Source organism: Paracoccaceae bacterium (genome assembly GCA_019454225.1).
GTDB lineage: Bacteria > Pseudomonadota > Alphaproteobacteria > Rhodobacterales > Rhodobacteraceae.
Genome location: CP075370.1, coordinates 568,921 through 582,975, shown reverse-complemented (window position 1 = coordinate 582,975; position 14,055 = coordinate 568,921). Strand labels below are relative to the sequence as shown.

11 protein-coding genes are annotated in these 14,055 nt (G+C 67.0%); 8 read left to right on the top strand and 3 right to left on the bottom strand.

Annotation, left to right across the window (positions count from 1 at the left end; all coding sequences use genetic code 11):
- Positions 1-22 precede the first annotated feature (22 nt).
- On the top strand, positions 23-1,276 hold the full coding sequence (locus tag KF887_02815) for a DNA polymerase IV (GenBank protein ID QYK42086.1): 1,254 nt from the start codon (positions 23-25) through the stop codon (positions 1,274-1,276).
- 10 nt (positions 1,277-1,286) lie between these two features.
- Here KF887_02815 and dnaJ read toward each other — a convergent pair whose 3' ends face one another.
- Together dnaJ and dnaK are read right to left on the bottom strand one after the other, a co-directional pair.
- Positions 1,287-2,441, bottom strand: coding sequence for a molecular chaperone DnaJ (gene dnaJ, locus KF887_02810; protein ID QYK42085.1), 1,155 nt, complete (start codon positions 2,439-2,441; stop codon positions 1,287-1,289).
- A gap of 75 nt (positions 2,442-2,516) precedes the next feature.
- On the bottom strand, positions 2,517-4,418 hold the full coding sequence (dnaK, locus tag KF887_02805; GenBank protein ID QYK42084.1) for a molecular chaperone DnaK: 1,902 nt from the start codon (positions 4,416-4,418) through the stop codon (positions 2,517-2,519).
- 261 nt (positions 4,419-4,679) lie between these two features.
- Here dnaK and KF887_02800 point away from each other — a divergent pair, with 261 nt between their 5' ends.
- Positions 4,680-5,801, top strand: coding sequence for a hypothetical protein (locus KF887_02800; protein ID QYK42083.1), 1,122 nt, complete (start codon positions 4,680-4,682; stop codon positions 5,799-5,801).
- Between the two features lie 22 nt (positions 5,802-5,823).
- Here KF887_02800 and KF887_02795 read toward each other — a convergent pair whose 3' ends face one another.
- Positions 5,824-6,645 (bottom strand): ABC transporter permease, encoded by an 822-nt coding sequence (locus KF887_02795; protein QYK42082.1) that lies wholly within the window; start codon positions 6,643-6,645, stop codon positions 5,824-5,826.
- A 141-nt stretch (positions 6,646-6,786) separates the two neighbouring features.
- On the opposite strand from KF887_02795, the gene cysQ reads away from it, so the two are divergent.
- The 6 genes from cysQ to KF887_02765 all read left to right on the top strand — a co-directional run bounded on the left by cysQ (position 6,787) and on the right by KF887_02765 (position 14,026).
- Positions 6,787-7,581 (top strand): 3'(2'),5'-bisphosphate nucleotidase CysQ, encoded by a 795-nt coding sequence (cysQ, locus tag KF887_02790; protein ID QYK42081.1) that lies wholly within the window; start codon positions 6,787-6,789, stop codon positions 7,579-7,581.
- A 181-nt stretch (positions 7,582-7,762) separates the two neighbouring features.
- Entirely contained in the window at positions 7,763-8,662 is a 900-nt protein-coding gene (gene galU, locus KF887_02785) for a UTP--glucose-1-phosphate uridylyltransferase GalU (protein QYK42080.1), read from the top strand.
- A gap of 78 nt (positions 8,663-8,740) precedes the next feature.
- Positions 8,741-9,757 carry a glycosyltransferase family 2 protein gene (locus KF887_02780; GenBank protein QYK43407.1) on the top strand — a complete coding sequence of 339 codons (1,017 nt, stop codon included), beginning with the start codon at positions 8,741-8,743 and terminating at the stop codon, positions 9,755-9,757.
- Between the two features lie 168 nt (positions 9,758-9,925).
- A complete protein-coding gene (locus KF887_02775; GenBank protein QYK42079.1) occupies positions 9,926-10,936 on the top strand; it encodes a glycosyltransferase family 2 protein in 1,011 nt (336 codons plus the stop codon).
- A complete protein-coding gene (locus KF887_02770; GenBank protein QYK42078.1) occupies positions 10,933-12,630 on the top strand; it encodes a glycosyl transferase in 1,698 nt (565 codons plus the stop codon). The genes KF887_02775 and KF887_02770 overlap by 4 nt, the downstream gene beginning before the upstream one ends.
- A 4-nt stretch (positions 12,631-12,634) precedes the next feature.
- The gene (locus KF887_02765; protein QYK42077.1) at positions 12,635-14,026 is read left to right on the top strand and encodes a nodulation protein NodH; all 1,392 of its coding nucleotides are present in this window, start codon (positions 12,635-12,637) and stop codon (positions 14,024-14,026) included.
- Positions 14,027-14,055: the final 29 nt, after the last annotated feature.

Below are 14,055 nucleotides of genomic sequence, written 5' to 3'. Positions count from 1 at the left end.
ACATCCGTGCATAGTGCCGGCCATGCCCGCCCTGTGCCGCGATTGCCTGACCGCCTTTGCCGCCGGTCCCCGTTGCCCGGCCTGCCGGTCCCGGCGTGTCGTGTCGCATGGCGAACTCGACACGCTGTCCATCGCCCATGTCGACTGCGATGCCTTCTATGCCTCGGTTGAAAAGCGCGACGATCCCGCCCTCCGCGACCGGCCGGTGATCGTGGGCGGCGGCACCCGCGGTGTGGTCTCGACCTGCTGCTACATCGCCCGGATCAAGGGCGTGCGGTCGGCAATGCCGATGTTCGAGGCGCTGAAGCTTTGCCCCGAGGCAACCGTGGTCAAGCCACGCATGGCCGCCTATGCCGAGGCCAGCCGCGCGATCCGCGACCTGATGGAACGCCTGACACCCGGAATCGAGCCCCTGTCGCTGGATGAGGCCTTCCTCGATCTGACCGGGACCGCCCGGCTGCACGGGGCGCCCGCCGCCACGACCCTGGCACGGCTGGCGCGCGATGTCGAAGCGCAGGTGGGGGTCACGCTGTCCATCGGCCTGTCGCACAACAAGTTCCTGGCCAAGATGGCATCGGATCTCGACAAGCCGCGCGGCTTTGCGGTGATCGGCCGGGCCGAGACGCTGGATTTTCTGGCACCGCGCCCGGTCCGCGCCATCTGGGGGGTCGGTGTGGCGGGCCAGGCGGCGCTGGAGGGCGCCGGCATCCGCACCATTGCCGATCTGCGCCGGTGGGACCGCGCCGATCTGGCCGCGCGCTTCGGGTCGATGGGTGAGCGGCTGTGGCATCTGGCGCGGGGCGAGGATCACCGGCGGGTGACGCGCGACGAACCGATGCGGTCGATCTCGTCGGAAACAACCTTCAACGAAGACACCGCCGACACCGACCTGCTGACCGGCCATCTGTGGCGGCTGGCCGAACGCGTGGCGGACCGGGCCAAGGCCAAGGGCCTGGCCGGGCGCACCGTGACGCTCAAGATGAAGCGCGCGGATTTCCGGCTGGTGACGCGCCGCACCACCTTGTCCGACCCGACGCAGACCGCCGACCGGATGTGGCGGACAGCCCAGGCCCTGTTCGACGCGGCGGCACCCGCGGGTCCGCTGCGCCTGATCGGGGTGGGCCTGTCGGATCTCTGCCCCGAAGGGCAGGCGGCGGCGGCCGGCGACCTTCTGGATACCGGCGCGCGCGCCCGCGAGGGTGCCGAGCGTGCAACCGACGCGATCCGCGCGCGGTTCGGCAAGGATGCGATCGTGAAGGGTCGGGCTCTGCGGTAGCGCGCGGCGGTCAGCCGCGCCCGCTCATCCCGTCCCAGAAGCCCTTGACCTTGGAAAAGAACGACGTCCCCTCGGGGTTGTTCTCCTCGCTCAGCTTCTCGAACTCGCGCAGCAGGTCCTTCTGCCGCTGCGTCAGGTTCACCGGCGTCTCGACGGCCAGTTCGATCACCATGTCGCCGGTGCCGCCGCCGCGCAGCGCGGGCATGCCCTTGGCACGCAACCGCATCTGTTTGCCCGACTGTGCCCCCGGCGGCACCTTCACACGCGCCTTTCCGCCGTCGATCGTGGGCACCTCGACCTCGCCTCCAAGGGCGGCCGCCGTCATCGACACAGGCACGCGGCAGAACAGATGCGCGCCATCCCGCTGGAAGATCGCGTGATCCTTCACCTCGATGAAGATGTACAGATCGCCCGTCGGCCCGCCACGCAGGCCAGCCTCGCCCTCGCCCGCCAGCCGGATGCGCGTGCCGGTCTCGACACCTGCCGGAATGTTGACCGACAGCGCGCGTTCCTTCTCGACCCTGCCCTGGCCACCGCAGGACCGGCACGGGTTCTTCACGATCTGGCCCGCCCCGTTGCAGGTGGGGCAGGTGCGTTCAACGGTGAAAAAGCCCTGCTGGGCGCGCACCTTGCCCATGCCCGAACAGGTCGGGCAGGTGACGGGCTCGGCACCGCCTTCGGCGCCAGACCCACGGCAGGTTTCGCAGATGACGGCCGTGGGCACGTTGATCGTCTTCTGGACGCCCTGGAACGCCTCTTCCAGCGACACCCTCAGATTGTAGCGCAGGTCCGACCCGCGCTGCGCCCGGCTGCGGCCGCCGCCGCCACGGCCGCCCATGAAATCGCCGAACAGATCCTCGAACACGTCCGAGAACGCGCTGGCAAAGTCGCCCTGCTGGAACCCGCCGCCGCGCGGGCCGCCGCCGCCGCCCATGCCCCCCTCGAAGGCGGCATGGCCAAAGCGGTCATAGGCCGCCTTCTTCTGGTCGTCGCGCAGCACGTCATAGGCCTCGTTCACTTCCTTGAACGCGGCCTCGGCGCCGGGGTTGTCCTGGTTGCGGTCCGGATGCAGTTCCTTGGCCTTGGCGCGATAGGCTTTCTTCAGCTCTTCCGCCGAAGCCCCGCGCGCCACGCCAAGAATGTCATAGTAATCGCGTTTCGCCATGGGTCCCATCCCCTGTGTGGAACCGGAAGGGGGCGGCCCGTTTCCGGACCGCCCCCCCGAGATTCCCGAGCGGTCTTACTTCCGCTTGTCCTCGCCCATGTCCTCGTAGTCGGCATCCACGATGTCGTCATCGACCGAACGCGGCCCGCCCTCTCCGTCGCCATCCGGCTGGCTGGCCTTGTAGATCGCCTCGCCCAGCTTCATGGCGGCCTCGGTCAGGTTCTGCATGGCCGAGCGGATCTTGCCCGCGTCCTCGCCCTTCAGCGCGTCCTCAAGCGGGCTCATCGCCAGTTCGATGGCCTCGACCGTGGTCGGGTCAACCTTGTCGCCGTGCTCCTTGATCGACTTCCGGGTGTCGTGCAGCAGGCTTTCGCCACGGTTCTTGGTCTCGATCAGTTCGCGGCGCTTCTTGTCCGACTCGGCATTGGCCTCGGCGTCCTTGATCATCTTCTCGATGTCCTGGTCCGACAGGCCGCCCGACGCCTGGATGGTGATCGCCTGCGACTTGCCGGTTCCCTTGTCCTTCGCGTTGACGCTGACGATGCCGTTGGCGTCGATGTCGAAGGTCACCTCGATCTGCGGCATGCCGCGCGGCGCCGGGGGGATCTGTTCCAGGTTGAACTGGCCCAGCATCTTGTTGTCGGCCGCCATCTCGCGCTCGCCCTGGAATACCCGGATCGTCACGGCGTTCTGGTTGTCCTCGGCGGTCGAGAAGATCTGGCTCTTCTTCGTCGGGATCGTGGTGTTGCGGTCGATCAGGCGGGTGAACACGCCACCCAGCGTCTCGATCCCCAGCGACAGGGGGGTGACGTCCAGCAGGACCACATCCTTCACGTCGCCCTGCAGCACGCCGGCCTGAATGGCCGCGCCCAGCGCCACGACCTCGTCGGGGTTCACGCCCTTGTGGGGTTCCTTGCCGAAGAACTTGGTCACTTCCTCGATGACGCGCGGCATGCGCGTCATGCCACCGACCAGCACCACCTCGTCGATGTCACCGACCGAAAGCCCCGCATCCTTCAGCGCATCCTTGCAGGGCTTGATCGACTTCTTGATCAGGTCCTCGACCAGGCTTTCCAGCTTGGCGCGCGACAGCTTGACCACCAGGTGCAGGGGCTGCCCGGTGTTGCGGTCCATGCTGATGAACGGCTGGTTGATCTCGGTCTGCTGGCTGGACGACAGTTCGATCTTGGCCTTCTCCGCCGCCTCTTTCAGGCGCTGAAGGGCCATCTTGTCCAGCGTCAGGTCGACGCCGTGCTCTTTCTTGAACTCGTCCGCCAGGTAGTTGACGATCCGCATGTCGAAGTCTTCGCCACCCAGGAACGTATCCCCGTTGGTCGATTTCACCTCGAACAGGCCATCGTCGATTTCCAGGATGGTGATGTCGAAGGTCCCGCCGCCAAGGTCATAGACGGCGATCGTGCGCGCCTCTTTCTTGTCAAGCCCGTAGGCCAGCGCGGCGGCGGTGGGCTCGTTGATGATGCGCAGAACCTCAAGCCCCGCGATCTTGCCCGCGTCCTTGGTGGCCTGGCGCTGCGCGTCGTTGAAATAGGCCGGAACGGTGATCACCGCCTGGCTGACGGTCTCGCCCAGATAGGCCTCTGCGGTTTCCTTCATCTTCTGCAGGATGAAGGCGGAAATCTGCGACGGCGAATACTTCTCGCCCCGCACCTCGACCCAGGCATCGCCGTTGCCGCCGTTCACGACGGAATAGGGCAGGTTCTTCTTGTCCTTGGCGATGTGCGCGTCGTCCACGCGGCGGCCGATCAGGCGCTTGACGGCGAAGATGGTGTTGGCGGGGTTCGTCACCGCCTGACGCTTGGCGGGCTGTCCCACCAGGCGCTCGCTTTCCGTGAAACCCACGATCGACGGCGTCGTGCGGGCGCCTTCCGAGTTCTCGATGACACGCGGCTGCGATCCGTCCATGATGGCGACGCAGGAGTTCGTGGTCCCGAGGTCAATCCCGATGACTTTGGCCATGCTGTGCTACCTCTGCTTGCGGCGATACAATGGAGCCCGGGCCCGATTGCGGCCCCCGCGCCCCGATCCCTTGGTTGGTCTGGCTGAGCCTCGGGGCCAGCGCCCTTTCGGCTTCGGGGCGTATATAGGGGGGGGTCAGAGGGGCCGCAAGCGTCACGTCACCGTGATTTTTCGTGTTCGGCAGGGGATCGCACGCGGTTGAACAGGGATCGGCCGGGGCCCAAGTCGGTATCCGATGCAACAGGAAAGGATCACCGGCCGATGCTTCACGTGGACATACCGACGGCTGCCCAGCTCATGAAACTGATAACCGCGCGGGGTGAGGGCAGCGTGACCTTCTACCTGCCCACCACCCCCGAGACGCAGCACATCGGACAGGCCCGCATCGAGCTCGGGAACCTGTTGAAAGAGGCCGAGGCGCAGCTTGAGGCGGCCGATACCGCCAAGCGCACGATCTGGCCGATCTCGGAACAGGTGGCCGACCTGATCGACGACGATGATTTCTGGACGCATCAGGCGCGGTCGCTTGCCCTGTTCGTCACCCCGGAAGGCCTGCGCGCCTTCCGCCTGCCGAACCGGCTTGCGTCCATGGTCCAGGTTTCGGACCGCTTCCATGTCAAGCCGCTGCTGCGGGCCGTCTCGGTCGGGCAGCACGCCTTCGTGCTGGCGCTTGCCGAAAACGACGTGCGTCTGATCGAGGTCTCCGCCGACCTGCCCGCACGCGAAACCCGGGTGCCCGACCTGCCGCGCGATGCGGCCTCGGCCACCGGAACGGCCAATGTGAACAGCCGGTCCTACGCCCGCCGCATCGGTGGCGATGAAGGCCAGAACACCCGCCTGCGCGCCTATTGCCGAAAGGTCGACGCGGCGCTGCGGCCGGTGCTTTCGGGGCGGTCCGAACCGCTGATCCTGGCCGCCGCCGATCCGCTGCTGTCGATCTACCGCTCGGTCAACAGCCTCGACGGGCTGGCGGCCCAGACGATCCAGGCAAGCCCGGTGCGGATGACCCCCGCCGAACTGGCCGAGGCGGCGCGCCCCATCCTGGACGCGCTGCACCGGGATGATCTGGCGGTCGTGCATGCCACATGGCAGCAGCGCGCGGGCGATGGCCGGGCAACCACGCAGGTCGATCTTGCGGCGCGCGCCGCCACCTTCGGCGCGGTCGATACCCTGCTGGTGGATATCGACGAGGTGATGCCCGGCACGGTGGACGAGACGACGGGCGCCGTCACCCTGGCCGCCGACGAAAGCGCCGCGACCTACGGCGTGGTGGACGAAATCGCCGGACGGGTGATGGCCTCGGGCGGCCGCGTGCTGGCGGTCCGGCGCGAGGACATCCCCGAACAGGCTTCGCTTGCCGCGATCCTGCGCTACGCGGTCTGACCGGCTGACAGGGCGGCGGGCGCTACTTGCCCGCGCCCCAGCTGGCCGAGGCGTGCTTGCGCGTGTAGAACTCGGCCATCAGTCCCAGCATGAAGAACGCCAGCGTGGCATAGAGCGGATAGGACAGCGACGTGTAGTGCGGGCTGTAGTTCAGGAAAAGATAGCCCCGGCACTGGTCGATGATGTGGAACAGCGGGTTCCAGTCGAAATAGCCCAGCAGGTATCCGGGCATCATGTTGGCCACGAACATCTTGCCCGAAAAGATCATGTTCGCCCGCTGATAGGTCTGGGTGATCATCGTCACCGCCTCGGGCCACCAGGGCTTGGCCGCCTGCACGATGATGCCAAGCCCCACGCCCGACGCCCAGGCCAGCAGGAACATGCCGATCGCGCCGACCGGATCGTAGACCGTGATCGGCGAGAACGCTGCGTGGTAGACCGCCAGCACCACCGCCGCCGACAGGAACTGAAGGTAAAGCGCCGACAGCGCCGCCGCGGCGATGGCGACCAGCGTGTTCATCGGCGAATGCTTCATCATCGGCGACGTCGGCCCCTCGGCCCCCGACACCGCCCCGAGCGCCTTCACATGCGTCATGAACATGAAGATGCCCGACATCACATACAGGACGAAATCGCCCCGAACCGCCGACCCGCGCATCCCCAGCAGTTCGAACATCAGGTAGAACACGGCGACCAGCAGCACGGTCTGGAAGATGTTCAGCAGCAGCCCGATCAGCGCGTTGCCATGCGACTTCCGCACGTGCCGGACCGCGGCATGAAACACCAGTTCCGCCATCCCGAATGCGGACTGAATGGGCGAAAGGCGGGCGGGGCGTTCAAACATGGGCTCGGGCGACCTCGGCGCGGCACGGATTGCCGCAATCTGACGCGGGAATGCTTGCCGTTCCCTTGACGCCAAGGATAAGCAGTCGGCGACCTTTTGGCAATCGCGGGCCCCGGCCCGCCCCCGGCAACCGGAGACCCCATGGATCACGCAGCCCTCGTCGCGCTGATGCGCCGCCTTGCCCTGTCGGCGGGTGACCGCATCATGCAGGTCTATGCCTCGCCCGATTTCGACGTTCGCGCGAAATCAGACGCCTCGCCCGTGACCGAGGCCGACGAGGCCGCCGATGCCGTGATTTCCGAGGGCCTGCGCGCCGCCTGCCCCGACCTGCCGCTGATCACCGAGGAACAGGCCGCCAGCCACGCGCTGTCGGCCCGCACCTTCCTGATCGTCGATCCGCTCGACGGCACGAAGGAATTCGTCCAGCGCCGCGGCGACTTCACCGTCAACATCGCCTATGTGCATGAGGGCGTCCCGGTCCTGGGCGTGGTCTATGCCCCGGCGAAGGAACGGCTGTTCTACACCCTGCCCGACGGCGGCGCCGTCGAGGAGGCGGGCCCCTTCGATCCCGACCGCCCGGGCGCGCAGACGCCGCTCCGCGTCGGCACCCCCGACAACGGGGCCCTCATGGTCGTCGCCTCGAAATCGCACCGTGACGCCGCCACCGACGACTACATCGCCCGCTACGCCGTGCGCGACATGACCAGCGCGGGCTCCAGCCTCAAGTTCTGCCTCGTCGCCACCGGCGAGGCCGATCTCTACCCCCGCCTCGGCCGCACGATGGAATGGGACACGGCAGCGGGCGATGCAGTTCTGCGCGCCGCGGGCGGCGCGGTCGTCCGCATGGACGACCTGACACCCCTGACCTATGGCAAGCCGGGCTGGGACAACCCCTTCTTCATCGCATTTGCCCCGGGCGTGAACCTGCGCACGTGACAGGACACGGCTGCACAGCGGTTGACGCCACGGCGACAACGGTGCGAGAAAAACCAACATGCCCGAACAAAATCAGAAGAATCGGACACAGCACGGCCCCAATCGGCGTGGAGATTCCGGGTCAGGTCCGCTAGAGTGGGCAGGTCCGCTCCCGAGGGAGCGCAGCATCAGGTCGGAGTAGATGAAGAAAATCCGCAAGGTCCTCAAGGCCGTGTTTCCGGTGGCAGGTCTGGGCACACGGTTCCTGCCGGCAACCAAGTCGATCCCGAAAGAGATCATGACGCTGGTTGACAGGCCGCTGATCCAGTACGCCATCGACGAGGCGCGCGCCGCCGGAATCCGAGAGTTCATCTTCGTCACCGCGCGCGGCAAGTCCGCGCTCGAGGATTACTTCGATCACTCGCCCGAGCTTGAGAACACGCTGCGCCGCTCGGGCAAGGATGCCCTGCTCGAAGTGCTGAAGGACACCTACATGGATTCGGGTGCCATCGCCTATGTCCGGCAGAACCGGGCGATGGGACTTGGCCACGCCGTATGGTGCGCGCGTCGCATGATCGGCAACGAACCCTTCGCGGTGCTGCTGCCCGACGACGTGATCGCCGCCGAAAAGCCCTGCCTTCAGCAGATGGTCGAGGCCTATGAACAGACCGGCGGCAACATGGTTGCCGCGATGGAGGTTCCGGCCAGCAAGATCTCGTCCTACGGGGTGCTCGACGTCGCCGATGACATGGGGTCGATCGTCTCGGTCAAGGGCATGGTCGAAAAACCCAAGGCCGCCGACGCGCCGTCGAACCTTGCGGTCATCGGGCGCTACATCCTGACGCCGAAGGTCATGAAGAACCTCAATCGCATGCGCCAGGGCGCGGGCGGCGAGATCCAGCTGACCGATGCCATCGCGGAAGAAACGAAGAAGCCCGGGCAGGTGTTCGGCTTCCGCTTCCGTGGCCAGCGCTTCGACTGCGGGTCAAAGGCGGGGTTCCTGCAGGCGACCGTGGCCTATGGCCTCGCGCGCGCCGACCTGCATGACGAGTTCTCGACCTACCTGCACGAGATGCTGGCCCAAAGCCGCGCGGCGCAGTGACGTATATCCGTGGGGCGGCCGGCGGGCGATAGCGAAGGCGAACGCCCGTCCGGCACCCTTGCCGAACGCTCGTCCCGGATTCTTGCCACGGCGCTGACGGCCTATCGCCTGCGGTGGAAACGCAGGCGATACCTCTATCGCGCGTTCCGCAAGCGCCGGCAGTTGCAGCCTGTTTCCGACCGCACCGCCGAGATCCGCCCGGATGACATCCTTTGCCTGTCGACCGTGCGCAACGAACGTGTTCGCCTGCCGCATTTCCTGGCGCACCACCGGCGGCTTGGGGTGGCGCATTTCCTGTTCGTCGACAACGCCAGCGACGACGGCACGGCGGCCTATCTGGCCGGTCAGCCGGATGTCTCGCTCTGGTCCACGCCGCACAGCTATCGCCTGTCGCGGTTCGGGGTCGACTGGCTGACCTGGCTGATGATGCGGCATTGCCACGGGCACTGGTGCCTGACCCTCGATGCCGACGAGATCCTGATCTATCCCTACTGGGAAACCCGCGATCTGCGCGCGCTGACCGCGTGGCTGGCGTCCTGCGGGCACCAGGCGCTGCCGGCGATGATGCTGGATCTCTATCCCAGGGGGCGCCTGTCGGGGCCGCCCTACCGGCCGGGCGACGATCCGTTCGAGCATCTCTGCTGGTTCGATGCCGGAAACCTGTCGATCCGGGTTCAGGCGCCGCTCGACAACCTGTGGATCCAGGGCGGGGCGCGGGCGCGGGCGTTCTTCGCCGCCGATCCGCGTCGGGCGCCGACCCTGAACAAGACCCCGCTCGTTCGGTGGAACCGCCGATATGCCTATGTCAACTCGACCCACCAGATCCTGCCCCGGCGCCTGAACCGCACCTATGCCCCCGATGGCGGCGAGGCGCCGTCCGGCGTGATCCTGCACACCAAGTTCCTCGACCTGATCGTGCGCCGGTCTGCCGAGGAACGGATACGGGGCGAGCATTTCGTGAACAGTGCGGTCTATGATGACTATTACGCCCGCCTGACCGAAGATCCTGACCTCTGGTGCCCTGCCTCGACCCGGCTGACCGGATGGCGCGGGCTCGAGGCGATGGGGCTGATGTCGCGGGGCGGCTGGATATGACGGGCGTGCGACAGTCGGGGGCAGAAAGACCGGCCTGCCGTTTACGCTGCGGGCCGACCGGTCTAGGGTCGCGGCAACGACCGGACCTCGGGGGCGGAGATAAGGGTTTTGTCAGGGCCGGTGCGGTAACCACCGGAACAGGCAGGTCCGGACGGGCAAGGGCGCGGCATGGGAGTATTTGAATCCTACCGGCTTCGACTGCGGCGCAAGCGTCTGCTGGCGCGGGCGTGGTGGAAGGGGCGCGAACTGACACCGGTCGCCGACCGCACCCGCGCGATCCGGCGCGAGGCCATTCTTGCTTTCGTCACGCTGCGCAACGAACGGGTGCGCCTGCCGTTCTTCCTGCGCTACTACCGCGGGATCGGGATCGACCACTTCCTGATCGTCGATAACGGCAGCGACGACGGCTCGCGCGAATATCTGGCCGAACAGCCCGACGTGTCGCTGTGGACGACGGAAAGCAGCTACAAGGCGTCACGCTTCGGCATGGACTGGATCACCCGGCTGCAGCGGCGCCATGCGCACGGGCACTGGTGCCTGACCGTCGATGTGGACGAATTCTTCGTCTATCCGTTCTGCGAGACGCGGCCGATCCGGGCGCTGACCGACTGGCTGGATGCCTCGTCCATCCGCTCGTTCTCGGCCATGCTGCTCGACATGTATCCCAAGGGTCCGATGAACGCCCAGCCCTACCGCGAGGGGCAGGACCCGTTCGAGATCGCGCAATGGTTCGATGCCGGGAACTATGCCATCAGCCTGAACGGCCGCTACGGCAACCTCTGGATCCAGGGCGGACCGCGGGCGCGGGTGTTCTTCCCCGACACGCCGAAACTGGCCCCCGCGCTGAACAAGGTGCCGCTGGTCCGCTGGCACCGCGGCTATGCCTATGTCAGCTCCACCCACATGGTCCTGCCGCGCGGCCTGAACCAGGTGCATGACACGCTGGGCGGCGAAAAGGCCAGCGGCATCCTGCTGCATGCCAAGTTCCTCGACACCTTCGGCGCCAAGGCGGAAGAAGAGATGCGGCGCGGCGAACACTATCTGGGCAGCGCCGAGTACCGCGCCTATCGCGCCGCGATGGACAGCGAGCCCGATCTCTGGTGCAAGTGGAGCGAGAAGTACATCAACTGGCGCCAGCTCGAGATCCTGGGCCTGATGTCCAAGGGGAACTGGGCATGACCGTGGGGTTCCTGATGCTCTGCCACACCGCGCTCGACCGCGCGGCGCAGGTGGCACGGCATCTGTCCGAACGCGGCTGTCCGGTTGTGATCCATGTCGACAGCCGGGTGGGCGCGCGCGCGTTCGCGCGGTTCCGCGCCGATCTGGCCGATGTGGCCGACGTGCGGTTCAGCGGGCGGCACGCCTGCGAATGGGGAACCTGGGGCATCGTCGCCGCCACGATCGAGGCTTCGGCGCTGATGCTGCGCGACTTTCCGCAGGTCCGCCACGTCTATCTCGCCTCGGGGTCCTGCCTGCCGCTGCGCCCGATCGACGAGCTGCGCACCTATCTCGACGAACGCCCCACCACCGATTTCATCGAAAGCGTCACCACCGCCGATGTCGGCTGGACGGTGGGCGGGCTCGACATCGAACGGTTCACGCTGCGGTTCCCGTTCTCGTGGCGCAAGCGCCGCAAGCTGTTCGACTGGTATGTCGGACTGCAGCGGCGCCTCGGCGTGCGCCGCCGCATTCCCGACGGCCTCGTGCCGCATCTGGGCAGCCAGTGGTGGTGCCTGACGCGGCGCACCCTGTCCGCCATCCTGGAAGACCCGCGCCGGCGCGAATACGACCGCTATTTCCGCAAGGTCTGGATCCCCGACGAAAGCTATTTCCAGACCCTCGTGCGGCTCTTCGCCACCACGGTCGAAAGCCGGTCGCTTACCCTGTCCAAGTTCGATTTCCAGGGAAAGCCGCACATCTTCTACGATGATCACCTGCAACTGCTGCGCCGGTCCGACTGCTTCATCGCGCGCAAGATCTGGCCGCATGCCGACCGCCTGTACCAGCTTTTCCTGACCGAGGAGGGCAAGGGCCAGCCTGCCGCCGAACCGAACCCGGGCAAGATCGACCGCCTGTTCTCCAAGGCGGTCGAACGCCGCGTGAAGGGGCGCGCCGGGCTCTACATGCAAAGCCGCTATCCGGTCGAGAACCGCGAGAACGGGCGCACCGCCGCACCCTATGCCGTGTTCGAGGGCTTTGCCGAGGTGTTCGAGGATTTTGACGTCTGGCTCAGCCGCGTGGCCGGAACCCGCGTCCACGGGCATCTGTTCGCACCGGCGCGCGTCGAATACGCGGGCGGCGAAACCATCTACAACGGCGCGCTGACCGACAGCGCCGCGCTGCGCGACTACAACCCGAAAAGCTTCCTGACGAACCTGATCTGGAACACGCGCGGCGAACGCCAATGCTTCCAGTTCGGACCGGCGGACAACCAGGCGCTCAGCTGGTTCATGGCCGGCGACGCGAACGCCACGATCAGCGTGATTTCCGGGGCCTGGGCCGTGCCGCTGTTCAAGTCGAACGAGAATTTCAGCGCCATCCGGGCCGAGGCCGCGCGCCTGCAGAAGATCGAATCACAGCATCTCGAGGTTCTGCGCAGCGTCTGGACCAAGGCGCGCGTCCGCATCTGGACGCTTGCGGAATTCGTCGAGAACCCGATGGAGCCGCTGCAGACCATCGTGGACGAGATCAGCCCCCGTGGCGTCCGCCGCCTGACCGAGGCGCCCCGGCTGACCGACCTCAAGGGGTTCGGGCAGTTCCTGCAAGCCCTGCGCAACCAGGGGATGCAGCCTGTTCTGATGGGCGATTTTCCGGTGGGCGAGGATCCGCGCCCCAACACGGGCCGCCGCAGCCGCCCCTATCTGGTGAAGTGACCGCATGGCCCGTTTCGACAGTTTCGTGATGTTCGCCGCCATGCGCACGGGGTCGAACTTTCTCGAGGCGAACCTGAACGCCCTGCCGGGCGTCACCTGCCACGGCGAGGCGTTCAACCCCCATTTCATCGGCAAGCTCAATCAGGCCGAGCTGTTCGACATCACCCTTGCCGCCCGCGATGCCGATCCGGGCCGCCTGCTGCGCGCGATGCGCGACCGCACGCCCGGCCTGTCGGGGTTCCGCTATTTCCACGATCACGATCCGCGCGTCTTCGACCCGGTGATGCAGGACGCGCGCTGCGCCAAGATCGTGCTGACGCGCAATCCGCTGGAAAGCTATGTCAGCCTCAAGATCGCGCAGGCCACCGGCCAGTGGAAGCTGACCAATGCCAAGCGGCTCAAGACCGCGCAGGCCCGGTTCGACGGCGCCGAGTTCGAGGCCTTCATTGCCGAACTTCAGGCATTTCACCTGCGCATCCTGCACGGGCTCCAGACCACCGGACAGACGGCCTTCTACATCGACTACGAGGATCTTCAGGATCTCGACGTTCTGAACGGGCTCGCCGCGCATCTGGGCATCGCCGCGCGGCTCGATGCGCCCGACCCGACGTTGAAGAAGCAGAACCCCGAACCGATCGAGGACAAGGTCGAGAACCCCGAACAGATGGTCGCCGCGCTGTCGGGCATCGACCGGTTCGACCTGTCGCGCACCCCGAGTTTCGAGCCGCGCCGCGCCCCGGCCATCCCTTCGTATCACGCGGCCGGCCCCATGCTCTACATGCCGGTGCCGGGCGGCCCGGTCGCGCAGGTCAAGGGCTGGCTGGCGGGCTTCGGGGCGGTCCGGGGCGACTTCACGCACAAGACGCTGCGCCAGTGGATGCGGAACACGCCCGCACACCGCAGCTTTACCGTGCTGCGCCATCCCCTGCTGCGCGCGCATGCGGTGTTCCGCACCCGAATCCTGACCGGCGCGGCGCCCGAACTGCGCGGCGCGCTGAACCGCACCTTCGCGCTTGACCTGCCGCCCCCGCACAAGGCGGGCGCCATGTCGCCCGACGACCATCGCGCGGCCTTTCTGGCCTTCCTGCGCTTTGCCCGGATGATCCTGTCGGGGCAGACATCGCTGCGCGTCGATGGCCAGATCGCCACGCAGACCGCGCTGATCCAGGGCTTCGCGCAGCACCAGGCACCCGACGCGATCCTGCGCGAGGACCGGCTGGCACAGGGCCTGGCCTTTCTCTGCGCCGAAACCGGCGTGGCCTGCCCCGACCTGCCCCCGTCCGACGATCCGCAGGTGATTCCGCTGTCGGCCCTGCGCACCGCCGAAATCGACGCCGCCGCGCGCGAGGCCTATCAGCGCGACTATATCGGGTTCGGATTCGGCGACGCGCCCTGACCCGCCGGCCGGCCAGACGGGCGCGCAAG